Here is a 25,515-nt window from a genome sequence, read left to right on the forward strand (position 1 = left end):
GGATTATCCTGCCTAGCCTTCTTAGTGCTCTATTCAGCTAGACCTTACCCCAATTCAATCCCCATCCAGCGATACAGCCACAAAATTCCCTGCTGATAACCCGTCCAAATTTGCGCCCCTGACATCATGCACAGCAATGCTCCCAGCACCAGAAACGGGCCAAAAGGAATCACCTGAAACTTGCCAAGTTTGCCAAATACCCGGCCTCCTATCCCTACCACTGACCCTACCAAACAGGCGAGAAACAGAGTCAGCAACATATATCGCCACCCTAACCAAGCACCAATCATCGCCATCAGTTTGCTATCGCCACCCCCCATCGCAGCACGACGAAAGATCAGGCCAGCCAACAGGCCAATTACATCAATCAACCAGATCCCCGCAATCACCCCCAAAGCACCAAAGGTGAACCCTTGGGCCGCCCCCGTCAGGCCATTTTGATGCCAGCCCACTAGGGTCTGAAACGTGACGCCCGAAATCACCCCCAACCGGGTCAAGGGACTGGGCAATAACATCACATCTAAATCAATCAGGGCCAGGGAAATCAGCACACTGGCAAACAGCCAATAACCCAAGGTCTGCAGCTGATAGCCAAACAGCAGGAAAATCCCCAGAAACATGCAGGCCGTGGCTGCTTCAACGAGGGGATACCGGCTGGCTATCGGGGTTTTACAATAGCGACATTTGCCTTGGAGCCACAGCCAACCTAGAACCGGAACATTGTCATAGGGTTTCAGGGGGGTGTGACATTTGGGACAACGAGAAGGGGGATGAAGTAGAGATAAGCCTTCGGGTAGCCGATAAATGACGACGTTCAAGAAACTACCCACCGAAGCCCCCAAGCTCACCACCAGTCCATAGATAAAGATTTCTGCCCAACTCATACCTTTGTACACACCGATAGCCAGATCGCCGAGGAGATTAGGGCTATCTATTCAGTGCTTCTCCTTGATGTTTGAAGGGAGACAACCTCTACCAGAGAAGGTCCACTCCTATAGGCAGGATACCCACTCTCTAATCGAGTTCGATATCTTCGGGTTGGGAGGACTCGTCGTTCTCTATATCATCAACAGAAATAAAGCATTCATGGGGAAGCAGTATCGGCTGCTCAGAGAAAATGAGTTGCCCACGCCCCGTATTGCGATCCATCGCCACTCCAGTCGGAGATTGCGCGTCTACATGGATTTGGCAATAGGCTTGATAGGTTGCACGAGCAGATGCCAACATCACAGCTTGGGAGGGTAATTGCACAGACTCAGAATGCCGATTCGGGTCAGGGGGATTATGAACATATGTCACTCGCATATCCCTGTTTTACTAGGTTTAATTACCTGTAATTTGTAGCAAGAAACCCCTATTTCAGCAAGAGCAAAGCCTATATTGATCGAAAAAAATTTGTACTTATTCTCAATTTTTTAGGCCAACAAACAGCGAAGACTGTAATAATTTCTGCGCAAAAATCTCCTGCATTAGCCTGACCATAACCCTGCAGCTAGATATTCTGATCCGCAGCGCTCATGGATTTTAAGGGCAATAAAACGAAATTATTCTAAAATGCGATGGACATATTATGGTTGTTTCCGTCTGCATAGACAGAATACTGGCCAATCATGGGGACACCTAGGGATTCGGCTTTATCCCTAATCGCGATCGCACGCTTTACCTAAGTTAGTGAAGTTGTGCATACTGACCTCTACACCTTGGATTTAACTCAACCATGAGCGAACGACCCACTCGACCGACCCGACCCAACCGATCTAAGCTGGCTAAGCGCAAGCCGAAGAAAGCTCAATCTCGGACTTTGCTGTTGACGTTGGGTGGTGCGGCATTGCTGGTCGTGGGCGGGACGCTCGCCTTCTTTCTCCTCCGAGGGAGTGACGATAAAGCGGGGCCATTACCCCTAGGGGCCAAAGTGGTGCCTAGAGACGTAATGCTCAGCGTCACCCTCAACACTGAGGGCGGTAAATGGCAACAAGTGGCCCAGTTCGGGACCACCAACACACGAAAGACCTTGCAAGACCAGCTCCAGCAGCTAGAGAAAGACGTATTGGAACCCAATGGCCTGTCCTATAAAGCCAATATCCAACCCTGGGCAGCCAATCAACTGACCATGGCGCTCTTGCCTCCCACAGTGGACTCCGTTGAGGAGCAAAGCCAGCAGGCCACGATTTGGGTGGTGCCCATTCGCGATCAAGGCCAGTTCGAAAAAGTATTTCAGAACAAGCTCACATCGGCTAATTCAACAGATACGCGCACCTATAAAGCAACGCAGGTGTATGAATTTAAGGCGGATGATGGCAATCGTTATGGCTTTGCCACGTTAGATAATCGCTGGTTAGTGTTTACTGCTGCCGATGCTCCTATCAATGCCGTCATTGATACCTATAAAGGGAAGCCAGCCTTAGCCGATGTGCCCCGGTATCAAGAGGCCCTCAAAGAGATTGAAAACGACGCTGCGATCGCAAAGGTCTATATTAATGTCCCCATCGCCGCCGCTCAGATGAGTCGTGTGCCCTTATCTCCAGCCAGCCAGGAACGCATTCAGAGTGTTCAGGGCATTGGCTCCACCCTGATGGTGGTCAAGGATGGCATCCAATTTAAGGCGATCTCCTGGCTAAAGCCGGATGCTAAAGACACCCTAGAGGCCAAAAACGAGGCCAAAGATATCGCCAAGCATTTACCCGACGATACGTTATTGATGACGTCTGGGGGGAATTTCCAGCAAGTCTGGCGGGACTATGCCCAGGGGAACTTAGCCAAGTTGGTGTTTCCCCTAAATCCTAAAGCCTGGAATGATGACCTTAGCAAACGCACGGGCATTGATTTCAATAATCAGTTTGTGAACTGGATGGATGGAGAATTCTCTAGTGCCATCATCCCTGCTCAAACCGACGATAAAAAAGGGGTCGGAATCGTCTTCTTAGCCAAAGCCAAAGACAGGACCACCGCGAACCAGGCGTTTCGAGACCTGGATAACGCCATGCGCGATCGCTTTGATTTTCTAGTCAGTGAATCCAAAGTAGGGAATAAAACTGTCACGAACTGGAAAGTTCCCCCCGGATTGCCCATTGCCAGTCATGGTTGGTTGGATAATGACGTGGCCTTTTTTACCCTGGGAGCACCGATTGCCAACCGCTTACTTCCAGCTCCGAAGAAAAATTTAACCCAAGCAGCGAGTTTTCAGGGGGCCACCACTTCAGATTTAGATCCGAATAACGGCCATTTCTATATTGATATGCCGCGCATGTTGGGGTTGCTAGATACCAATCCCCTGCTGCCCAAACTGACGCCCGACACCACAAAATTTATGAAAGGGATCGAAACGATTGGTGTGACGACCGCTATCAACAATGAGTGGAGTACGCGCTACGACATTCATGTCAAACTAAAGAAAGAATCATAGTCGCGCAGGTGCGGCAAACCCACAAGCTTAAGATTGGAGGTTCCCCGATGGCTGCGAAGTTAGATGATGCGACCATTCGTGAACGGGCACAGACGCTCACGGGTTGGACAACAGATGGTCAATCCCTGAAGATTACCCGCAAGTTCAAAGATTTTTTGGCAGCTATGGCTTTTGTAAATAGCTTGGTAGATCCTGCCGAGGCTGCGGGCCATCACCCTGATATTTACATCAGCTACAACCGGGTCGATATTACCCTCATCACCCATGATGCGGGGGGCTTGACGGAGATGGATTTCCGCATGGCCCAAACCATTTCTAATCTGTAGGTCTGGCCCCGAACAGACCACCCATGAGCAACGGCGCCCTACCGAATCGATCTGACGTGTGGTTGCAATCTTTGGGCTGGCAGCCTACCCCTGAGCAGGAGCAGCAGTTTGAACGGCTGTTTCAGCTGATTGTCCAAGCCAATCAGCAGCTGAATTTAACCCGGATTACAGATCCCCCAGACTTCTGGGAAAAACATCTGTGGGATTCCCTCGTTGGAATTGCGCCTTGGCTACAGCCGGACTCTTCTATACAGCGGCAGGTTAGCTTCTCGGTAGACCACAGCCACCCCTTAAAAGTCATTGATATTGGAACGGGAGGCGGGTTTCCGGGGCTACCCATCGCCATTATTAAACCCACCTGGCGTATCACTCTGCTGGATTCGACCCAAAAGAAGCTGGCTTTTTTGCAGCAGGTCAACGCAGAACTGGGCTTGGAGAATGTGGAGACGTGTTGCGATCGCGCCGAAAATCTAGGTCAACAGTCCCCCTATCGAGAATCCTTTGATCTCGCCGTTATTCGGGCCGTAGGTCCGGCTTCGGTCTGTGCTGAATACGCCCTCCCTCTATTGGCATTGCAGGGCTATGCCGTACTGTATCGCGGTCAATGGACCGCAGAAGAGCAGGAAGGATTAGTGGCTGCAACCTCCAAACTAGGAGGCGAACTGATTGCCGTATCACCTGTTAAAATGCCTCATTCTCAAGGCATTCGGCACTGTATCTATCTTCGAAAGATTAAGACCACAGACCCTAAATTTCCTCGGCGCGTAGGGGTGCCCGCCCGAAAGCCCCTGTAACTTCGCACCTATTTAATGGCCAGTTAATACACCTAAAAATTCAGATTATCGATAGGCTTCTAAGCCACCGATCCAGGTGACGAGAGCCCGACGGGTGCCTTCAGTCATAGCGGTGACGCGATGCAGAGTATAGCTAGGGAAAATCACGAGGGTGCCACGGGAGCGAGGCATCATGACGGGCTTTTGAGTGGCATGGAGTTCAAGCCCACCGCCCACATAGGTCTCTGGATCGGAAAGCTGCACAGAGACGGACAGCTTCCGCAGGCCACTGCGCCGAGACCCAATATCCTGATGCCAGGTGTAATGTCCGCCAGGTTCATATTCCGTGAGTTGAATGGAGCTTTCAAATCCATCCAGCCGAAATTGCCAGTTCTCGGCGTTGACCTGTGCAACATGATGCATGATCTTCTCGTAGATCCAAACGCTGTCGGGGTGGTCGTTTAACCGCAACCAGTGGAGGGTGCTATCTCGGGTGGCTTTATGGACGGATTTACCGCCCACTTCTCCGGTCATGGCTTTGACTTGAGAGAAATAGGTTTCAATGGTGTCGCATTCTTGATCGCTAAAGCAATGCTCTAGGGCGACGTATTTGCTAATGGTAGCGTCATTGGGGTTTTCGGAAACAAATTGAATTTTGGTCTCAACCTGCCGATCCATCAGCTGAATGTTATAGACCTGTTGGTTAATGACTTTGTATTCAACGTTTGACTGGGCATTTATAGACATAAAAAATCGATCAAGAGATAAATATCAACATTTCCCAGCTTTGGTCTATAAACGAGATCTATAGCTCCTTAAACACTTATTCAAAAGCATATGAATATTTTTCACCTAGTATTATTGAAGTCTTTACAGATCAAAGGTTTGTGGCCATATAGGTTGTTGAGTAGACTATTGCCATACCCTATTGCAAGCAGACAGAACATGACAAACTTCTCGCAACCCAAAATCATGGTTTAGATGTCAAGATTATCTCTTCGCTGAAAGAATATATCTCGATTTTTCCACTATTTAAAAATATACTACGTATTGAAAATAACATCAAGACCATTAACTATCAGCAATACCTTTTCTAAGCTAGTTGCTAAACTTAAATCTAGATACTTAACTTGCTGGAAAATTTTTTCTAGCGACCAATCCTCCACAATAATCTCATAAAAATTAATCACTTTTTGAGTTCAAATCTAGAACTTTTTAAGTTTAATATAGCGCCTGATTTTTCAGCCCAGTGTTATATGAATATCCTTTTTAAAAGAAAAATCAAAGCCTAAAAATTTCAAAAATATAGACTTAATCTGCGTAATTTATCAGAACTAGGTCGATATCTATAATATACCCTTCTCTCTTCTAAGATAAGAGCAAAAAACCTCATAAATACAAGAGAAATTCAGGAGTTATAAGCTATTGATCGCCTGATTATTCTTCAGTTAATATCTCGTAAATTTTGATGCAAAATATCCAATAATTCAACTAACTAAAATACCATGAATGACAAAGAAAGATGCTTAAATAGCCAAAGCAATGATTTGCTATTGAGCTATCAAGAAAGTATAGAAATAATAGAAAATGAAGATAAAAAATTATCAGCCTCAGAAATTATAAATACCTTCAAAATTCGTGACATTATCCAGACTATTATCAATAGCAAAAAAGATGACTATTATGAGATATCACCAATCCTTTTAAAGTTAGATGCAAGACTAGAAAAACAATCTGACAAAATTACACAAGCTATTAATATTGAAAAGCTATGTAGAAGTTTTCATCCTAATAAAGATTTTTGGTGGTGGCACCTAAAACCAACTATTCCAGTTCATTGGTACGATAAATATGATCGATTATTTAATATATTTTCTATTATTATTTTGGCTGCGTCTTTATGTATTTTATTCGACATCTCTTCCAGGGTTATCAGTCCTGATCCTGACTTGCTAAGTTCATTATTCCTTGCAGTTCAAGGTGCACTGACAACCTTATTCGCAGCAGTCATTATTACTCATGAAGGGCAGGAACTAGTTACAAGAATATTCAGTTTCATGAAAATCTCTCCTCATTTTAGGCAAGAAGTGCAACTAGGTGCAGCAGTTTTTTGTTTGATCCTCTTAATTATCTTTCGTACCTTTTTACCTAACATCTCCAATCATTTTTACAATAAAGGTCTGAATTTTACTGATACAGGTAGTATTAGTAGTGCTATGGCTTCATACCACCGTGCTCTTTCAATCGATCCAGAGAATGATTTAGCTAGATTTAATATTGCTGTCATATATGAAAAGCTAAGCGAATACAAAAAAGCTGAAGAAAACTTCAAGATTGCAAGTTTAAAACTAAAAATAGAAGCCTCAGATGAATCACCTTTAAAACCCATTGAGAAACTACAGTTAGAAGCTATAAATAGATTATCACGGTTATATATAATAAGAGAAAATTACTCAGAAGCTGTCAAGCGACTAGACAAAATAAAAGCAATAATAGATCAAAAAGCTGGAGAAAAAATAGATCCAGAACTAGGATATGCAACAATTAAGAACTTAGGCTGGGCTAGATATGAGCAATCACGATATAATGAGGCTATTCCATTATTAGAACAAGCCATCGGCTTTCCTATTAAAGATGAAAAAAAGGCTTCTGCATTCTGTCTATTAGCACAATCACTTAAAAAAGCTAAACATGCTGATTACGCAGTATACCAAAACTATGAAAAGTGCATTCAGTATGCAGACTCAGAAATCCCAGAAGAAGACGAATGGATTCCTCAAGCTAGAAATTTCATCTCTAACTCCTATCAAGAATTAAAGTCTCAATGATGTAGACCTCTGAAAATCAGTATTATGGCAACTTGAATGACGCCAATTTATTCAACTAACAATAACTTGTCTAATAACCCCTGACATCTTTGCCGATAGAAATCAATCATTTTTATCTAGTTAATTTTCTTTGCACATAACGTTTTTTAGAAAAATTTTTCATAATTGGCAACATTATTCATGTGTTTAACGTCACAGTATTTCTTGAGTGCTAGTACCTTTTTGAGTTCTAATTCCTACATAAAGATGTGAGTGAGATTATTTATGATTTGTAGACAATTGTGCAAGCACAACTATATATTTATCTCTTTGCCTTTTATCCTGAATGTTTTCACTGCCTTTACAGCATTTGCCCAAGAACTACCATATGCAGTTCTTGAAGATGTTAGTGGTGACGTTAAAGTTATGCGAAGACAAGAGAATAGAAGATTTCAGCCCATTTATCAAGGTGAAAAGCTTCACTCAGGAGATTTATTGAAGCTAAATTTCGATGCACGTGCTCGGGTGAGATGTCCAGATAGAACTTCATGGCATGTTCCAGTAGGGACTATCTCTGGAGTTAATAATGGATGTAGTTTTTCCAAAAAGAGAAGCAATATTAATATTCATTTTTTGATGAGTTATTAAATCAAATATTTAATTTAAAGTAGCAATCTTAGCTGAGGCTTGAGAAATCGGCATGTTTTGAGAAACATTTTACACTCTGGTTTCAAAGATCACAGTCATTCAAGCTTTCCAGACTATTTTTCAAGATCTCAAAAATGTGCAAGAAATTCTCTACATCACTTCTAGAGTCAACTATTAATAATTCACCAATAATTCACCACTTGGTTTTAATAATTCACTAATAATTCACCACTCGGTTATAGATCTGCTCATTTACCTTAGCTGACTGCCACAAATCTACCATTGGTTCTGGATAATCCTTGCCAATCGTCAAGCCAAACATCTCTTGCTCCAATGCTGTTAACTGCCAAGGCGTCTGCACCTGTCCCCCTGGTACATCCTTCAACTCCGGTAACCAATGGCGCACATAATCCCCTTGCGGGTCATAATCCTTTGCCTGTTTAACAATATTGAAAAACCGAAATCCTCGGGCATCATTTCCCACTCCCGCCGCATAATTCCAATTGCCCCAATTGCTGCACACATCGTAATCAATCAGGCAAGATTCAAACCATTCTGCCCCCATTTGCCAATTCAGACCCAAATTCTTGGTTAAAAAGCTGGCCACATTCTGCCGTCCCCGATTCGACATAAACCCCGTCGCCGCCAACTCCCGCATATTGGCATCAATTAGCGGAAATCCCGTCTGGCCCGTTTGCCATTTCTCAAAGGTTTCGCGGTTGTCCTGCCAGGGCAATGCCAGCCCCTGCAACCCCGATACCCGAAAGACTCGCTTGCCATGCTTGGCACAAATAAACCGGAAATAATCGCGCCAAATCAGCTCAAAAATCAGCCAGTACGTGGAGTTATTTTTAACCCGGTCTTGCTCATAGGTCTTGACCTGCTGGTGAATATATCGCGGCGATACACAGCCCAAAGCCAACCACGGCGAAAACTTCGTGGAATCATTCGGCTGCAGCATGCCGTTACGAGTTTCCTTATAGCGCTTGAGGCGATCCTGCTCCCAGATATAGTCCTGCAATCGGGCCAGTGCTGCCGTTTCTCCCCCGGAGAATTGAATCATCGCTCTGGCGTCAGGCTCAGGAGACGATAATCCCCAGTCCTCCAGTTGAGGCAGCTCACCTGGAGCAATATCGGGTAGCGTCGATAAAGACTGGGGGGTGGGGAAGGGGGCTTTGGGCTTGGCAGATTTCTCCACCTGCTTGCGAAACTGGGTGAATACTTCTGGCAGCTCTCGGATGGGAAAAGGCAGCTGCTCTGGGTGAAAGAGCGTACTGCTCCAAAAACGTAGGCACTCAATCCCTAGATCGGCTAAAGCAGAACGCAAACGATTCTCGACCTCAATTTCCTCAGCCGTAACTTCCCGGTTGAAATACACCGTCTCCACCTTCAAGGCTTGGGCCAACTCAGGCAGAACCGTTTCGGGATGACCCTGGCGCAGGATCAGATCACTCTGCTTGCCTCGCAAGGATTGACGCAAATCTGCCACACTCTCCAATAAAAACTGGGCTCTAAACGGTCCCGTTTTGGGAAAGCCAAAGGGGGTTTGGCCGAACTGACGGGGGTCAAAGCAGTAGCAAGGAATCACATCGGCATTGGAACGCACCGCTTGATGGAGCGGCGCATGATCATGGAGCCGCAAGTCATTGCGAAACCAAATGAGGACTCGCACCCTTATCCCCCTAGAGGCGTTACACCACTAACGGGTTGAGCAAAGCTCGTGGCCCGCTGGAGGGCGATTAAAGCTCGGTTATAGTTGAGAATGGCCGACACCAAGTTCCCTTTGGCTTGAGTCAGTGAGTTTTCTGCACTGGTCACATCTAACTGGGTGCCAATCCCGGCACTGGATCGCAACCGTGCCAGGGCCAAGCTTTCTTCAGCGAGCTGGACACTGCTTTGGGCCGTATTGATATTGCGTAAATTCGATTGCAGATCGGCATAGGCTTGCTCCACCTCAAACCGCAGATCATTTTTGGTATCGGCAAATTGGGTTTCTGCGATCGCAATATTCTCTTCCTGCTGCGCCGCCCTAGACTTAGCCGCTCCGCCATCAAAAAAGTTGATGGAAACTTGCAGCCCAACCGCATAGCCAAACGCACCCGAAACATTATCATCCAGCTCATCCACCACTTCCGCACTAGCAAAAGCCTGAAGCTGGGGTTTATTGGCCGCCAGGGCGACACGGCGCTGCTGTTGAGCCAACCGACGTTGACTAAGAAGCTGCGCCAGCTCCACCCGATTTTGAAGGGCCAACACAATACTGTCTTCCAAGTTCAACAGCCAGCCGCCCGCAATATTCACCTGATCTGCCGCCGATAGGTTGACCGTTTCTTTGACATTGAGGCGCTGGGCCAGTTGGCGTTGGGCAATTTTCTGGAGGTTATCGGCCTGGGTGGCATTTTGGATCGTATCCGCTAGCTGAACTTCCGCCTGCAACACATCAAACTTGGTGCCAATCCCAGCCTGCTCCCTTACCCTGGCCACCTCTAAGCTGGCCTCTGCATTGCGAACGGCATCTTTCGAAACGGTAATCAGAGCTGAGGACTGTTGCAAATTGTAGTAGTCATTCGCCACATCTAACCGCAATTGCTCAAGCTGTCGCTTTAGCTCTAACTCAGAAATTTTGACCTGGGCCTTCGCAGCCTCAATTTGCCCTGACCGGAACCCTGACGTGTAGATATTGTAGGTAGCCGAGACCGTCCCTTGAATACGATTCGAAATCCCCCCAGTATTACCTTGGCTAATCGGTACCGCTGCAATGGGCTGCAAAGGGGTTACATTCGTAATCGCAAAGGGGGTTGCACTGGTATTGGCCCGCAATTGCAGCTGCTGAATTTGCTGATCAAAAATTTGTTGTTGACTCTGGTTTTGATCCTGCTGTAACCGCAACTGCAGTTGCTGAATATCGATAGACAGTTCTTGCTGGGATTGAAACTGTTGCGTTTGCAAACTGAGCAACGTTCGCTGCTGGGCTTGGAGTTGTGCCGCTGCATCCACCTGAATCGGCGTTTGGTTGAGGAGAAAATTAGCGGAATCCGTCCGGGTCAAAGCTGACTGCACACTCAGAGTGGGCCAGTTAGCTGCTTTCGCCTGGGATAAAAAACTCTGGTTTTGCTGCAGCTGCAGCTCCGTAACTTGTAGGGTCAGATTATTGCGCAGGGCCAGCTCATAGGCTTGCTGGAGTGTGAGGGGCTGATCGAGTTTAATCTCAACATCTGAGGCTTGCGTGGGCACACTCAACAAGGAGGAATCTCGGTTCAGCTTAGACTCTGGCACAGTTGCCTCAGGGGCCTGCCCTAAAGACGGCTGTATCCCAAGGCCAATCAGGGCTATTCCTAAACCCGCCGCCAGATAAAGTCGGATCACCATATTGTTGGACCTATCAATTCTTTGCTCATACGCTATGGGGATCGGCCTAATTCCACCTTAAAACCACTTAGAGTCGCAAATCTCAGTGTAAACCATTGTCTGTGATCGCCTCTGTTACATAAAGATGGCATACAGAGATTAGCAGGGTTCTAGGTCGCCGCTAGTCCCCAAGGCGCAGCGTCCAAGGGTGGAGACATTGCTTCTTCTGCAATCCATGCTGTCTGCCAAGGACCACCGCCCACTTCTAGACCACAGAGGTGACTATGAGCTTTAAGGAGCAGGGTGGTTCCTTGCTGATGATAGCGTTTTAAAGTGAGGGTGACACGGCCATGCATAGTGTCCTTACAAATAAAAATTAGGCCGTTCTGAGTGGGGGCACGGAGGGGAGTGCCGTTGCGATCGCAACTCGCCCAAATTTCCACCGCATATTCCGAATTCCTGGCCGTCATCGTCCACTCTCCCCAGGGCGTTACCGACCAAGAGACCTCAGAATTCCAGGGGGCAAACTCATAAAACTGCCCCCGATGATGAATGCCAATTAAACCCACAGATTCCATCCACCACAGCACCCCTCGACGCCCAGCTGCCGCCGTTAACGCTAAATCCGGCTGATTTTCAAAACAATTGCAATTAATCCAAAACCATTTCTGGGGAAAGGCTCCCCCCCAATTTTTCTCAGCATAGGCAGGGGCATTTTCAAAGACAAATCGCTGGCCTTGCCAGTCCACCCACCCCGTCGCCCATCCATGGGCCATCATTACCTGCCATCCAGGTTCAAAAATGGGCAAAAACGATAGCAGTCCTGCGGTTGATCTCGGCGTTTTTCCCACCTCTCCCCAAGCATAAATCGGTTGAATCCGATAAGCCCAATGAGCGGTTTGCCCCGTTCCCGGATCTCGCAGATGACCTTGATGCCAAGTATGGGTTCCCTGATATCCCTGGTTGATCTGCCGATCAAACTCATCAGGCGCTAGCAACTGGGGTTTTAAGCTTGGAATTCCACGACTCCAATGGCCTAGCCCCAATGGCCCCATACCTGCAGGTGCCCCCCAAGACCAAAACTGACGAACATCTGCAAAGGTTCGGCAAAAATAAGTATCTTCAGGACCTAAAATCTGGGCAGCCCCACCACTATAGGGTTGCCCCCCGATGGGATCTTCAATGGAATACATAAAGGCGAAGGTCTGATCCAGCTCTGGCAAGGTGACCCGGTAATACCAACCTTCAAAAAATCGCCGCTGACTACCATCCCAGTGATAACCACTGTGGGGCGTAATCAGGGTGGAGGGCAGCGTATTCATAACCCAGTTCTGCAGACCCATTCCTGGATCTACATGGCTCTGAGGCTTTTCGTCCATAACATCTCTTCTTTCATCATAGGATCTGGCCGGGAAGAAGAGCGGATATGACGCCATACAAAAAGTTAGCCCCAGGAGGGCTCGCGAGGAGCCAGGGAGCAGAACCCCTGAGGCAAACGCTATCCTAACAAGGCCAGCCAGCCAGCCACCTGAGTGGATTTACGGAAACTATTTTTTCTCTGAGAATCAATATTTGTAAGGTGCTCAGTCATTGATACCCCATCAGATATTCGAGCCCTCCTGAACCAGGCACGATGCCTGCGAAAAAATGGCTCAGCCTTTCCTAAGGGCTGAGCCATTTTGATGTCTTTCCCTTGGATACAGGACGCTACGACGGCGGCATAGCCCTATCGGTAGAGACGGCATCCAGGATCATGAATGAGAGTCCTAGGGCTTAGGAACAGATGGCATCGGTACCGTTGGAGCGATATTAGACTCCGAAGGAGGCGCTGTTGGTGCATCCGGCACGGCAGGAGTGGTCGGTACTGATGGCTGGGGAACAGACGGTAACGGCACGGTTGGTGCAACAGAAGGATCCGATGGTGCTCCAGCCGGAGCAGGCGATGCACCAGTTGATGCATCTGCTTTCACACAGTTGAGGGTACGCAAGGTGGCTGCTGCCGCATAATTACGCTGAGCCGATTGATTGGGCGTAAAGGCCAAACCCTTTTCATTCAAGGGAGAGGCCACACCACAATAGCTGGACATTTCGGTAATCACAGCAGATGCCCAGTGACCACTGGTATCGGTGAAATTGAGAGCCGGTTGCTTCTCAGCCAGTTGAGTCTCCAGTCCTCCCAAAGATTTGGCATACAGGGCCGCTTTCTTAAGCACTGCCATCATTTCTGCTCGAGTGACTTTACGAGTGGGCTGGAAGGTTCCATCCGGATAGCCTTTAACAATATCGTTTTGCTGGGCAAAGGCAATTTTAGCTGCACTCCAACGACTGGCCGCCACATCTGGGTAGGGATTACCGCTGGCTTGGCTGGGAACCGTAAAGTTCACACCAGGGATATTCTTCAGAGACTCCAGAATCATGGAAACCAATTGCTCACGGGTCAAAGACTCTAACGGACGGAAGGTATTATCTTCAAACCCAGCAATAAATTTGAGGGCAACCGCCTGGCTGATGTCTTTGAGGTAAATGTCATTTTCAACATCTGGGAACGGTACCGCGCTAATCCCTTTAGAGAGATAAACATGACCTAACGTTTTCTTCTTAAAGCTTCGTTTCGTGAGTCGCCATTCAGGATCGAGAATAATTTTGGCAAATCCAGGCGTTTTACCATTAGTGCGACCCAATTCAATATCCTGATCTCCCCCTGCCTTGGAGTCAGGAATCCCCATCAAAACCATATCTGTATCCGTTTTCCGAATTTGGACGAGATAACGTCCGCCCAAATCTTCACCGTCCACGCGAATTGAGTAGCCATTTTGATCCACACTGCGGCCACACAAACCGGTGAAGTCAAAGTTCAGTAAGAGGGGGTCGATGATAACCGGATTGCTGCCACTTTCACTCCAGCATTCTTTTTCAGAGGAAATTTGTTCCAGGATCAAGAGTTGGTGAATATTGCCATTGCCGATCGGGGCTGCTACCAACACAAACTTAGACTGATCGATTTCTCTCTCACTAAAGGTAGCGGCTCGGGCTTCTGGAACTGTGGCCCCTACTGCAAACGTGGCAGAGGCCGCAAAAGCGAGTAATTGAACAATGGGGCGTAATGATAATTTCATGGGTTTGGCTCTACAACGTGATGGTGAATTATGTTGAGCGATATGGATCAGCCCTTGTGACGACAAGCATCATCTGGCTTGTTCCAGGGGTTCGTTTTAAGTCGAGAGTGTATCACGCCAAACCGTTTATTTTTCTTTATCCTCCCAAAATATAACTAATTTTTAAGCCCTGATTTTGGTAGTGAAGGTGGCCTATACCAACGCCACAAACGATGAGGACTCACCCCCAAGGTATACAGCCCCAACAACGCCCAATTCCGCAAGGTACAGCGGAGAATGCCTTCCTGTTCCCAACGCCGAGGCGAGACCAAAACGCGATCGCACACAAACTGAATCGGAATCCCCTGTTGTTTCAGCCGCTGCATCAGCGCCACATCCTCCATAATCGGAATATTAGGGAAGCCGCCCACTTGATTAAACGTAGTCCGATTCACAAAAATCGCCTGGTCTCCGTAAGGGATACGCGTCAGGCGCGATCGCACCGAGGCGACGCGGCTAATCCACTTCAGGCCCGCTCTAGGACTATCGATTCCCAAGTCAAAGGCCCCAGCAGCAGCTTGCGCCATCGTCAGCTTGATTTGAGCCAGTGCCGTTGATGGTAGTCGGGTATCCGCATGTAAAAACAGTAGGGTGGGCGCTTGGGCCAGTTTAGCCCCGGCATTCATCTGGGATCCGCGTCCTGCCGGAGCAGTGATTCCTTGGATGTCAGGGGGGAGATATTTCAGGGTTGAACCTTCTGGATCACCGTCCACCACAAGGACTTCATAAACTATATCCCCGGCAATGGCCTGAAGATGGTCAACCAAGCGCAAAATATTCGCCCCTTCATACAGCACAGGAATAACAATGGAAAGTTCAGGGTGCATCGTGGCCCAAGAGGTCAAGATGTTGCTGCAGAAAAGTCATACTTTCGGTTTGGGCACCCGCCTGGGATAGTCGTTGGTGGAAGTGACGTAAGTCGTCTAATGTATCGACATCATACCAAGTCGGTAGTTGGTGCACAGAACAGAATTGGAGGCGCTGCAGAGTTTGCTCGAACACCGTCTCTGTACTCCAGGGCATATCTGCAAAAACCCCAGGTGTAAAGGTCTCAGGTGTAAACCCGAGGGTATAGTACCCACCATCATCACTCGGACCAATCACGACTTGCTGCTGCGTCAAGGAACGAAGTCCATGCTGTAAATAGGTCAGGGGTAAATCCGGACTATCACTGCCCGTAATCAATGCACCGCCATATCCCCGCTCAAAACAGGTGGCAAAGGCATGGGCCATGCGCTCACCCAAATCATCTCCTTGCTGGGGCAGGTAGGTATATTGAGGCCCTAACCAATCCTGCACCGCAGTTTCCGCTGCCGCCGGAGCATAAAAAATCAGGTGGTCTATCCCCAATTGTCGGGTGGTGAAGAGTAAATCCCTAGCAAAGCAGCGGTAGAGCGCCGCAGCTGCTTCAAACCCAATACTTCGTCCTAATCGAGATTTAACCGTGCCAGGGATAGGATTTTTGACAAAGAGCAGTAGGCAAAACGGAGCATTGGAGGAGGACCTATCCTGGTCGTTCATAAAAACTAAGGCCAAACGAACGTCCTTATCATATCGGCTCTAAGCCGCTTTCAGGTTAAGGGAGCGGGCGCGACGATGCCCCAGGGCATAGCATAAACGGCGCTCTAGGGTGCGATGGGTGCAGCGCACCACCCGGTTCTGATCGGCATTGGCAAAGAACCAATCACAACGCCATAAATGACGCTGACAGGTCAACACCCACTGTTGCCCCTCAAATTCAAACTGAGCCATGAAATGAGCTTGGTGTTTCGATTGCTCACTCAAACGAATTTTTAGCCCCAAGCCTTTTTGCAGTCTGGCACTCATCGCTCGATCCAATTCTTGCTGAAATGCAGCCCGCAAAAACACTAACCGCCGCCGATACCGAATTGCCATACGGAGCTTGCGCTGTTGATAGCGCTGGCGTTGGTTGCAATAGGCTTGATCCACTTGGGTTGCCACAAAAGCTTGCGTAGGCGTGGTTAGACCGATGGACATTGCTTGCGTCTCCAGAGGGGCTAAATTAGTACAAATGTACTTTATTCGTATTTTTTGCCTCTGTCAATCCCTAAACAAGTGCAAGGTGGATTGGAACAATATGTAACCAATACACCATATATAGCTAATTTATTTAGTTCAAATACTACATATAGTGCTTTGAATCCATCGCAATCAAAAAAGAGGCTCTGCAAGCAGAGCCTCTTGAGGTAGTCAATGATTAATGCAGGATGTGAAATCACCCAAACTTGATAGTGGGTGATGCAGCGTTATGCGATCGCAGCCATCTTCACTTCATTGGTATTGAGAATTTCCTGAAGTTCATCAGAATCTACCGTTTCTTTCTCAACTAGTCGACGAGCGATTTCATCAAGGACAGCTCGGTTAGACACCAAGACATCTTTAGCACGACGGTAGGCTTGATCCACTAGGTTACGCACTTCATCATCAATGGTAGAAGCAGTTTCTTCCGAGAAGTCCCGCTCACTCATGATGTCACGTCCCATAAAAGGATTGCCTTGCTGACGACCTAAGGCCACAGGACCCAAGCGGTCGCTCATACCAAATCGAGTAATCATTTGGCGAGCCACACGAGCCACCTGTTGTAAGTCGTTGGAAGCACCGGTGGTGACTTCCTCTTCACCAAAGATGATTTCTTCAGCAATCCGACCGCCTAAAGCAACCGCCATTTGGTTCTGCAAGTAGCTGCGGCTGTAGAGGCCAGAATCCATCTGATCTTCGTTCGGTGTGAACCAGGTCAGGCCCCCGGCACGACCCCGAGGAATAATGCTAATTTTTTGAACTGGATCATAATCTGGCATCAACGCACCCACCAGAGCATGACCAGCTTCGTGATAGGCCACCAAACGCTTACGGCGCTCACTCATGACCCGGTCTTTCTTCTCGGGTCCAGCCAAGACACGGTCAATCGCATCATTGATTTCATCCATGGAAATCTCAGTCAGATTTCGGCGAGCCGCTAGAATCGCAGCTTCATTTAAGAGGTTGGACAAGTCAGCACCGGTAAATCCAGGGGTCCGGCGAGCCATTTTCTCTAAATCAACATCCTTAGAGAGGGTTTTGCCGCGAGCATGGACATTAAGAATTTCACGACGTCCTTTGTAATCAGGGCGATCCACCACCACTTGGCGGTCAAAACGACCGGGACGCATGAGGGCTGCATCCAATACATCAGGACGGTTAGTCGCTGCAATGATAATGATGCCAGTGTTACCTTCAAAACCATCCATTTCTGTTAGGAGCTGGTTGAGGGTCTGTTCCCGCTCATCATTACCGCCGCCTAAACCAGCTCCTCGCTGACGGCCAACGGCGTCGATTTCATCAATAAAGACGATGCAAGGGGCGTTGGTCTTAGCTTGCTCAAACAAGTCTCTGACTCGCGAAGCACCCACACCCACAAACATTTCCACAAACTCTGAACCAGAGATGGAGAAAAAGGGCACACCAGCTTCTCCAGCCACAGCCTTCGCTAAAAGGGTTTTACCAGTTCCAGGAGGACCCACCAGCAGTACGCCCTTAGGAATCTTGGCACCGACTGCGGTAAAGCGGTCTGCATTCTTTAGAAAGTCAACGACTTCTGTCAGCTCTAATTTGGCCTGCTCAATACCCGCCACATCATTAAAAGTGACTTGGGTTTGAGGCTCCATCTGCACACGAGCCTTGGACTTACCAAAGTTCATGGCTTGGTTACCCGGTCCAGACTGCGCCCGGCGGAACAAAAAGAACAGTCCCACGAGTAAAAGGACAGGGACCAAAAATGTACTCAATGCCTTAAACCAAACCCCTTCTTCTCTTTGAGGAAGGACAGCAATATCAACATCTTGCTTCGTCAAGATATCGATAAAGTCTGGATCCGGTGGCAAGTTAACGGTAATAACACCCTCGCCAGACTTCACTTCAGCCATCGTTCGATCGGCGCTGATGCGAATTTTTTCAACGTTGTTATTTTCGACTTCTTCGATCAGCTTGCTGTAACGCCAAGTTGGGTTATCAGCAGGCTGGCGCTCTAGCAACGCTGTCCCTAATGCCAAGACAACAATGGCCAACAGCGCATACAATCCTGCATTTCTCCACCGCTTATTCACGGACTTTAATCCTCCAGGTTCAGAATGGGGCGATGCGATCGCTACATTAACTAATGTTAACCCATTCTTTCAGAGGTGGGGCTAGCTGCTGGTAATTACGCTGTTTTCTGGATTCACCAAACGCAAGAGCTTCTGCTTAATTTGGGTATCGTAGACGCTCCACTTCAGCTTGGCGTAATCCGAGTTCTCATTCAGCCCCGATAAAAAGCCCATAGGAATTTCAAATCCACCCGCCAGGGAGCGGCCACCGCCAAAAAATCGGCCCTGAGTATCTTGACCAAAGGCTTCTTTAATAAATTCATCAGGGTCCAGAGTTAGCTTCGTTGTGCGCAAGGACCCGACCACCAATTCCAGATCTTCATCTTCATCATGGACAATGCCATACACTACGGCTGTATGCACATTATCTTCGGTGACCAAAAAATCTGCCGCTTGAGGGATGGCATCGCGGTTGTCATAGCGGAGAAAACCGACACCAGCAATCGTCACGTTGTTGTAGACGCTGCGATTTTTGAGAGCGCTCTCAATCACATCCATGACCTGCTTCGACCGAGAAGATTGCAGCACCGTATTCAGGAGCTGACTATCGTAGAAGCGGCTTAAGTAGGCCGCTGCCAGAAAATCTTCTTCTTGGGCTTGCTTGAGAAAGTTGGTGTCAGACCGCAGGCCATGCATGAGCGCCGTTGCACAATTCACATGTTCACTGACATTGCTATCAAACTCTAGCAAACCGGTCCGGAGATACTGGGTCAGAATCGTCGCTGTCGCCCGAGTATTGGGCCGTACATCTGTAAATTCAGCTTCCACGCCTTCTTGCAAACTGTGGTGATCGATAACGACGGTGATCGGAATATCCGCCGCCTGTAAAATCGGTAATAATTGGCTGGTCGTGCCCTGATTATCAATCAAGACACAGCCCTGGTAAGCTGATAAATCTTTTCCTTTGGTTTTTGGAGACTGACAAGCCCATCGTTGCACGGGCAGATTGGTCAGTTTCACTAGGGCAATATTTTCTTGATGGCTCAGGGTGCCAGCGTAGAGAATTTCGCATTGAATATCATACTGCTCTGCAATCAGCTTGTAGGCCCAAGCAGAAGACAAAGCATCTGGATCAGGAAAGTCTTGCAAAATCACAAGTTGCGAATCGCCGCGATGACTTTCGAGCACCTTAGCAAAGGCGTCAGCACGCTGTTCCTGGGCTCGCCCATTCAGACTCGTGAGATTACTAGAAGATCGAGCACCCAGTTTTTCAGACGAGTTGAGATTGGCTGAACGAGTCTCTAATTTAGGGTCAACTGACTTCAAAGAAGTTGAAACCATAGTAAAAACCTAATGTTAGGTAGGAGTAATATTCAGATGGAACATAGACACGGACAGAACCGCTTGATTTAAGGCAAAGCAGATTCTGAAGATTATCACGAATCGCTGGGATTGGGATCGGTGCTAGCTATCCCGCAGGCGCTTACTCCACTATTCCCCTACAATTATTTTCTTTGATCCTAATTGAAAATACCAGCCCCTTGATGTGAGGATACCCCTAAAGTTATGGGGAAGAATACTCGTCTTTATGCGTTTAAGGCAGAGTAAAAAGCAACAAATTACATACCAATGACATATTTACGCCATTCTTGATGAACCCCATTTCGTAGATGCTTAGTGACCTCAAAGTACAAGCTACTGTAAGGACGACGCGGCGTTTGTTTCAGGATCATCCGGGCTTCTTTGGGCGTCCGATTGCCTTTCTTGACGTTACAGCGGACACAGGCCGTCACCATATTTTCCCAGGTATCTCCCCCTCCTCGTGATCGGGGCATCACATGATCTAGGGTTAAATCATCGCCAGCATGTCCGCAATATTGACATGTATGGCTATCGCGATGTAGTAGGTTTCGGCGAGTTAAGGGAATTTCTTTGTAAGGCACCCGCACATATTGGCGCAATCGAATGACCGTCGGCAAGGGAAAGTCTCGATACACAAACTTACCGTTGTGTTCTACTTGCTCAGCTTTTTCTTTGAGGACTAAAACAACCGCTCGACGCCAACTGGTGATATTAAGCGGCTCATAGGAGGCATTCAGAACGAGAACTTTGCCCATGAATCCTTGCCCAGGCAGATCTGATACAGATAGTAGCACATACCCCATGAAACCTATGATTGGGCAATACTTAGGCCCATTTACTGGGGGCTGACGGTAAATACCCCCCAAACGTTACGGTTGTCCCAACGACAGTCTGTAGAGGTGCTGCTTATAGTGATGAATGTATGGATTCAGCAAACCAAGTCCTGGAAATCGTTAGGGTTACCCCCTGACGATTTACGACTGACGGCTCCCCCTGGTGCTGCCCTACTGCAAAGTCATTTGATGACCGCTTGGTAATCCCCACAGCACTAAAACCGTCTACACCAGGTTCGGTAAATACGCCTTCAAGATCTGGCTAGGAAAGCCAAGTATAGAGGTAAGTTAACCCTCCCACGGCGCTTGTTATTAGTACAAATGAACTACTACTTCGTCTATGGGTGTTCTAGAACCCGGTCAGTGACCTGTTTGCTTAACAGACAATTTTTTAGAAGGAGCTTGTAAAAACCTATGGCAAAAGTTGTTGGAATAGATTTAGGAACCACTAACTCTTGCGTAGCAGTGATGGAAGGGGGCAAACCCACGGTCATTGCCAATGCAGAAGGATTCCGGACAACCCCCTCCGTTGTCGCTTATGCCAAAAATGGTGATCGCTTGGTCGGTCAAATTGCCAAGCGCCAATCGGTCATGAACCCTGAGAATACGTTCTACTCAGTGAAGCGATTCATTGGCCGCCGTCAAGACGAAGTCACCCATGAAACGACTGAAGTCTCCTATCAAGTCCTCACTGAAGGGGGCAGCATTAAAGTGGACTGCCCTGCAGCAGGCAAAAAGTTTGCCCCTGAAGAGATTTCAGCTCAGGTACTCCGCAAATTAGTCGATGATGCCAGTAAATATCTCGGCGAAAAAGTCACTCAGGCGGTAATTACCGTTCCCGCCTATTTCAACGATTCCCAACGCCAAGCCACAAAGGATGCCGGCAAGATTGCCGGTGTGGAAGTCCTGCGGATTATCAACGAGCCCACCGCTGCTTCGCTCGCCTACGGTTTAGATAAAAAAAGCAACGAAACCATTTTGGTATTTGACTTGGGGGGAGGAACCTTCGACGTCTCCGTACTTGAAGTGGGTGACGGTGTGTTTGAAGTACTCTCCACTTCGGGTGATACCCACTTGGGCGGGGATGACTTCGACAAGCAGATTGTGGATTACTTGGCAGCCGAGTTCCAGAAAGCCGAAGGGATTGATCTACGCAAAGACAAGCAAGCCCTACAGCGTCTGACTGAAGCAGCAGAAAAAGCCAAAATTGAGCTTTCCAATGTCACCCAAGCGGATGTCAACCTTCCCTTTATCACAGCGACTCAAGATGGTCCTAAGCATTTAGACACCACCCTTACTCGCGCTAAGTTTGAAGAGCTCTGTTCTGATTTGATCGATCGCTGTCGGATTCCCGTTGAGAATGCCGTCCGTGACGCCAAAATCGATAAGAGCGCTCTTGATGAAGTGGTGATGGTTGGGGGTTCCACCCGCATTCCCGCGATTTTAGAAGTCGTTAAGAAAGTCCTCGGTAAAGAACCCAACCAATCCGTTAACCCTGATGAAGTGGTTGCCGTCGGTGCTGCCATTCAAGGGGGTGTGCTGGCCGGTGAAGTTAAAGATATTCTCTTACTAGACGTCACACCGCTATCCTTGGGAGTTGAAACCCTTGGTGGTGTGATGACCAAGCTGATTCCCAGAAACACCACGATTCCCACCAAGAAATCAGAAGTGTTCTCAACGGCGGTGGATGGCCAAACCAATGTGGAGATTCATGTACTCCAGGGTGAGCGGGAAATGTCTACAGACAACAAGAGTCTGGGAACCTTCCGCTTAGACGGCATTCCTCCCGCACCGCGAGGCGTGCCTCAAATTGAAGTCACCTTTGATATTGATGCCAACGGTATTCTCAATGTCACTGCTAAAGAAAAAGGCACTGGCAAAGAACAATCCATTAGCATTACGGGGGCTTCCACCCTGTCCGATGCTGAAGTCGACAAGATGGTTCAAGATGCAGAGCAAAATGCCTCTGTAGACAAAGAACGTCGCGAGAAGATCGAGACCAAGAACCAGGCCGATACGCTGGTGTACCAATCCGAGAAGCAGTTGTCTGAATTAGGCGATAAGGTTTCCGGTGAGGATAAAGAGAAGGCTGAAGGTCTGATCAAAGATCTGAAAGAAGCTATCGCCAGTGAAAACCATGAGCAAATGCAGTCTCTAACCACTGAGTTGCAGCAAACCCTATACAGCATCAGCACACAGCTATATCAGCAAGGTGATGCCGCTGCTGCAGGGGCACCCGAAGGGGCTACTCCAGATGAGCCCAGTGATACCGCTGGTGGCGACGATGATGTCATCGATGCTGATTTCACTGAAACGAACTAGAGTTCGCGATCTATCGACTCTAGCGAACCGATAGATCCGTCTTAAGACTTAGGTTTCTATTACTCCTTCTAAACTCTGCTCTTAATCAAAGAGCAGAGTTTTTTTCATGAGTGAAACCTGGGGCCTTTTGCAGACGTAATCCAGAGACAAATTGTATTGCAGCTCATCCGCTAGTTATGCAGATGCTAGCAATGAGGTCCCCGCTGGCAAATGCGCGACATCAAAGGCCAGGTCAATAGTGATGGGTTATGAAATTCACTACAGTTGCGCGATCGCAATCACCGCATCCAGCCCATAGATGGCTTCCAATAAGACATAGATAGCTTTTAGGCAATGCACAAAACCAGGTACATTCTCGGCCGCAAGGTTGTAGGGAAGAAGTCGGCGTTTCGCCTAGCCAAGCTGTCTACTGATGATGTGGAGCAGGTCGAATGTTAGGGGCAGTTGCCTTAATACCGATTACCGAAATAGCAGCTGTTATTCTCAGCATATTTATCGGGTTGCGAACCCGCCCCAACGCTTATCCAGTAGCAGCGGCCCTGGCCCTGGGTATTGTGTCTGGCCTGGGCCTTCTCTCGTTCTTGCTTCAGATCGGCTTTTTGCTAGGACGACCTGAGTGGCTACCCTTTGTGGAACTGGCTGTTTTACTGCCTTTGGTGGGACTGCAATGGCGACGATGGCCCATCATCAGGGATATTCCCCACCGCATCATTGTGGTTGGTCGAGAGGCTCCAGTCACACTGACAGTCTTGGCCGTTGCCCTACTCTACCTGTTGCTTCAAGCCGTGCTACTACCACCGAGTAGTTGGGATGCTCTGACCTACCACTTACCGAGAGTCCTACTCTGGGAGCAAAATCGCAGCCTGTTGCTTCGAGATTTCATCATTACGCCCCAAGCCGCCTTCCCGGTGGGGTCAGATATTCTCTCGCACTTATTCTTACGATTCGGGACGGACTATGGGTTGGGGCTATTTAGTTGGCTATCGTATCTGACGATATTGCTGGCTACCTATGGACTCGCACGTCCGCGAGTGAATCGCTACATCGCTTTAACCACAGCCTTTGTCATCGCTTCACTCCCCGAAGTGGTCTATCAGGCCACGGCCACCAAAAATGACATTATCCTAGCGGCAGTGGCGATTGCCTGTGTAGTTTGGGCAGATCGCTGGTTGCAGTCTCCTTCTTTTGAGTCACTGTTGGGGTTGGGCTTGACTCTCTGTTTTGGCGTAGCGGTAAAAACAACCTTCGTTTTATTTGCCTTTTTCTTTGGCTTGAAGTGGCTGAGTTTAGTGGTTCAGAAAGGACGATTGGGCTTGCTGGTGCAGTCATCCATGCGCCATTGGCGCTGGATTGGGGTCAGCTTCCTTCCGGCTGTAATTCTGTCCCAGGCCTGGTTATTTTGGGATAACTATCGCCAGTTTGGTGGGTTTCTGGGGCCTGCTAAGTTTGCGATCGCAAACCGTAACAATGATGGATTAGTTGGAGGGATTGCGAACTTTATCCGCTATAGCTTCCAAAGTATTCACCTACTTCAGCCTGTGGATATCCTGTGGAAAAAGGGGATGGGTTGGTCCCTGACAGATGGATTACAACACCTCTACAACACACTTTGTGAGCCGATCTTAGGAGTTGCAGGCCGAAGTCAATTGGCTTTATCCACACCCTTCGTGATCCTCTGGGATATGAAGGAAGATACATCCTGGTTTGGGCCATTGGGAATTTTTCTAGTGGTCCCAGCGATGGTTTGGTGTGCTGTTAAAGGCCAACGACTCCCTAGAATCATGGCATTTGTCTCCATCGCCTTGGTATTGGCCCTCTGCTATGCCATGGGCTGGTCACCGTGGAAGAGTCGGTTCTTTATTTTGGTGGCGGCAATGAGTGGACTCTGTGTAGCCATGCTGTTACAGCGACTTCAACCAAGGCCTTGGATGCTCAATGGTTTACAGATGCTGAGTTTGGTGATTCTTTGCTATGCCTGTGCATTTAATTTCGCCAAGCCGCTTTTGTTTATGCCTTCGCCTAAGCCTTTAGACAATATTTGGGTCTTGAGTGACTGGACACGCAACCGCTTGATTTATGAGCAAGCCAATGGGGGAGATCGAGTAGAACAGATTGGACAAAATATCCCGCCAGGAAAGAAGGTAGCGATTGTGGGCTACGACCATTACTTTCCGATGATGTTTCATAATCCAGGGCGTGAGTTTGTTTTACTCCCGGCGGACAAGACCCCTGATAAACAATACGATTTGGCGACAATCGAAGCCCGCTTAGCAGAGGTAGATTATTTGTTGTGCTTGGAACAAGCGTGCGATCGCAACAACTTAGATCTCCAACTCAATTTACTCTGGCAAAATGCCCCTCACTTCCGTTTTACGCAACTCTACGAGATTACCTCTCCTACCCGGCTTAAACAGAGGTAAAGCTCTATCACCCCATTGCCATATCTTTTCTGGTGC

At 48.0% G+C, this 25,515-nt stretch carries 21 protein-coding genes; 8 read left to right on the forward strand and 13 right to left on the reverse strand.

Annotation, left to right across the window (positions count from 1 at the left end; all coding sequences use genetic code 11):
• Positions 1–44 precede the first annotated feature (44 nt).
• Together AM1_RS10900 and AM1_RS10905 are read right to left on the reverse strand one after the other, a co-directional pair.
• On the reverse strand, positions 45–884 hold the full coding sequence (locus AM1_RS10900; protein ID WP_012162893.1) for a prepilin peptidase: 840 nt from the start codon (positions 882–884) through the stop codon (positions 45–47).
• A 130-nt stretch (positions 885–1,014) separates the two neighbouring features.
• On the reverse strand, positions 1,015–1,305 hold the full coding sequence (locus tag AM1_RS10905) for a hypothetical protein (protein WP_012162894.1): 291 nt from the start codon (positions 1,303–1,305) through the stop codon (positions 1,015–1,017).
• A 412-nt stretch (positions 1,306–1,717) separates the two neighbouring features.
• Here AM1_RS10905 and AM1_RS10910 point away from each other — a divergent pair, with 412 nt between their 5' ends.
• From AM1_RS10910 to rsmG, 3 genes are read left to right on the forward strand one after another with little or no spacing between them, the layout of a single operon-like run.
• Positions 1,718–3,403, forward strand: a complete 1,686-nt coding sequence (locus tag AM1_RS10910; RefSeq protein WP_012162895.1) for a DUF3352 domain-containing protein — start codon at positions 1,718–1,720, stop codon at positions 3,401–3,403.
• A 47-nt stretch (positions 3,404–3,450) separates the two neighbouring features.
• Positions 3,451–3,729, forward strand: a complete 279-nt coding sequence (locus AM1_RS10915) for a 4a-hydroxytetrahydrobiopterin dehydratase (RefSeq protein WP_012162896.1) — start codon at positions 3,451–3,453, stop codon at positions 3,727–3,729.
• A 23-nt stretch (positions 3,730–3,752) separates the two neighbouring features.
• Positions 3,753–4,523, forward strand: a complete 771-nt coding sequence (gene rsmG, locus AM1_RS10920) for a 16S rRNA (guanine(527)-N(7))-methyltransferase RsmG (protein WP_012162897.1) — start codon at positions 3,753–3,755, stop codon at positions 4,521–4,523.
• A 45-nt stretch (positions 4,524–4,568) separates the two neighbouring features.
• Here rsmG and AM1_RS10925 read toward each other — a convergent pair whose 3' ends face one another.
• Complete coding sequence (locus AM1_RS10925; RefSeq protein WP_012162898.1) at positions 4,569–5,249, reverse strand: 2OG-Fe(II) oxygenase; 681 nt, start codon at positions 5,247–5,249, stop codon at positions 4,569–4,571.
• Between the two features lie 758 nt (positions 5,250–6,007).
• Between AM1_RS10925 and AM1_RS10930 the strand changes: the two genes are divergently transcribed.
• Positions 6,008–7,330, forward strand: coding sequence for a tetratricopeptide repeat protein (locus tag AM1_RS10930; protein ID WP_012162900.1), 1,323 nt, complete (start codon positions 6,008–6,010; stop codon positions 7,328–7,330).
• 264 nt (positions 7,331–7,594) lie between these two features.
• Positions 7,595–7,957, forward strand: a complete 363-nt coding sequence (locus AM1_RS40970) for a hypothetical protein (protein WP_148215719.1) — start codon at positions 7,595–7,597, stop codon at positions 7,955–7,957.
• Between the two features lie 217 nt (positions 7,958–8,174).
• Here the strand turns inward: AM1_RS40970 and AM1_RS10935 are convergent, their stop codons facing one another.
• The 10 genes from AM1_RS10935 to AM1_RS10980 all read right to left on the reverse strand — a co-directional run bounded on the left by AM1_RS10935 (position 8,175) and on the right by AM1_RS10980 (position 20,659).
• Positions 8,175–9,629, reverse strand: coding sequence for a DASH family cryptochrome (locus AM1_RS10935; protein ID WP_012162902.1), 1,455 nt, complete (start codon positions 9,627–9,629; stop codon positions 8,175–8,177).
• A gap of 2 nt (positions 9,630–9,631) precedes the next feature.
• The gene (locus AM1_RS10940) at positions 9,632–11,326 is read right to left on the reverse strand and encodes a TolC family protein (protein ID WP_012162903.1); all 1,695 of its coding nucleotides are present in this window, start codon (positions 11,324–11,326) and stop codon (positions 9,632–9,634) included.
• Positions 11,327–11,475: 149 nt separating this feature from the next.
• Entirely contained in the window at positions 11,476–12,648 is a 1,173-nt protein-coding gene (locus tag AM1_RS10945) for a tocopherol cyclase family protein (protein ID WP_012162904.1), read from the reverse strand.
• Positions 12,649–13,071: 423 nt separating this feature from the next.
• Positions 13,072–14,421, reverse strand: a complete 1,350-nt coding sequence (locus AM1_RS10950; protein WP_041659656.1) for a DUF3747 domain-containing protein — start codon at positions 14,419–14,421, stop codon at positions 13,072–13,074.
• A 155-nt stretch (positions 14,422–14,576) separates the two neighbouring features.
• Positions 14,577–15,305, reverse strand: coding sequence for a TIGR04283 family arsenosugar biosynthesis glycosyltransferase (locus AM1_RS10955; RefSeq protein WP_012162906.1), 729 nt, complete (start codon positions 15,303–15,305; stop codon positions 14,577–14,579).
• On the reverse strand, positions 15,277–15,981 hold the full coding sequence (locus tag AM1_RS10960; protein WP_041659661.1) for a TIGR04282 family arsenosugar biosynthesis glycosyltransferase: 705 nt from the start codon (positions 15,979–15,981) through the stop codon (positions 15,277–15,279). Before AM1_RS10960 ends, AM1_RS10955 begins: the two co-directional genes overlap by 29 nt.
• A gap of 39 nt (positions 15,982–16,020) precedes the next feature.
• The gene (locus AM1_RS10965; protein ID WP_012162908.1) at positions 16,021–16,458 is read right to left on the reverse strand and encodes a hypothetical protein; all 438 of its coding nucleotides are present in this window, start codon (positions 16,456–16,458) and stop codon (positions 16,021–16,023) included.
• A gap of 269 nt (positions 16,459–16,727) precedes the next feature.
• Complete coding sequence (ftsH3, locus tag AM1_RS10970; RefSeq protein WP_012162910.1) at positions 16,728–18,563, reverse strand: ATP-dependent zinc metalloprotease FtsH3; 1,836 nt, start codon at positions 18,561–18,563, stop codon at positions 16,728–16,730.
• 81 nt (positions 18,564–18,644) lie between these two features.
• Entirely contained in the window at positions 18,645–19,883 is a 1,239-nt protein-coding gene (locus tag AM1_RS10975; protein ID WP_012162911.1) for a DHH family phosphoesterase, read from the reverse strand.
• 278 nt (positions 19,884–20,161) lie between these two features.
• Entirely contained in the window at positions 20,162–20,659 is a 498-nt protein-coding gene (locus AM1_RS10980; protein ID WP_010468930.1) for an HNH endonuclease, read from the reverse strand.
• Between the two features lie 120 nt (positions 20,660–20,779).
• On the opposite strand from AM1_RS10980, the gene AM1_RS42135 reads away from it, so the two are divergent.
• From AM1_RS42135 to AM1_RS10990, 3 genes are all read left to right on the forward strand, one after another.
• Positions 20,780–20,941: a hypothetical protein gene (locus AM1_RS42135; RefSeq protein ID WP_187152932.1), complete on the forward strand. Its 162-nt coding sequence runs from the start codon at positions 20,780–20,782 to the stop codon at positions 20,939–20,941.
• 210 nt (positions 20,942–21,151) lie between these two features.
• Positions 21,152–23,059 carry a molecular chaperone DnaK gene (gene dnaK, locus AM1_RS10985; protein ID WP_012162913.1) on the forward strand — a complete coding sequence of 636 codons (1,908 nt, stop codon included), beginning with the start codon at positions 21,152–21,154 and terminating at the stop codon, positions 23,057–23,059.
• A gap of 431 nt (positions 23,060–23,490) precedes the next feature.
• Positions 23,491–25,479 (forward strand): glycosyltransferase family 39 protein, encoded by a 1,989-nt coding sequence (locus AM1_RS10990; protein WP_012162914.1) that lies wholly within the window; start codon positions 23,491–23,493, stop codon positions 25,477–25,479.
• Positions 25,480–25,515: the final 36 nt, after the last annotated feature.

Source organism: Acaryochloris marina MBIC11017, from assembly GCF_000018105.1.
In the GTDB taxonomy this organism is placed as follows: domain Bacteria; phylum Cyanobacteriota; class Cyanobacteriia; order Thermosynechococcales; family Thermosynechococcaceae; genus Acaryochloris; species Acaryochloris marina.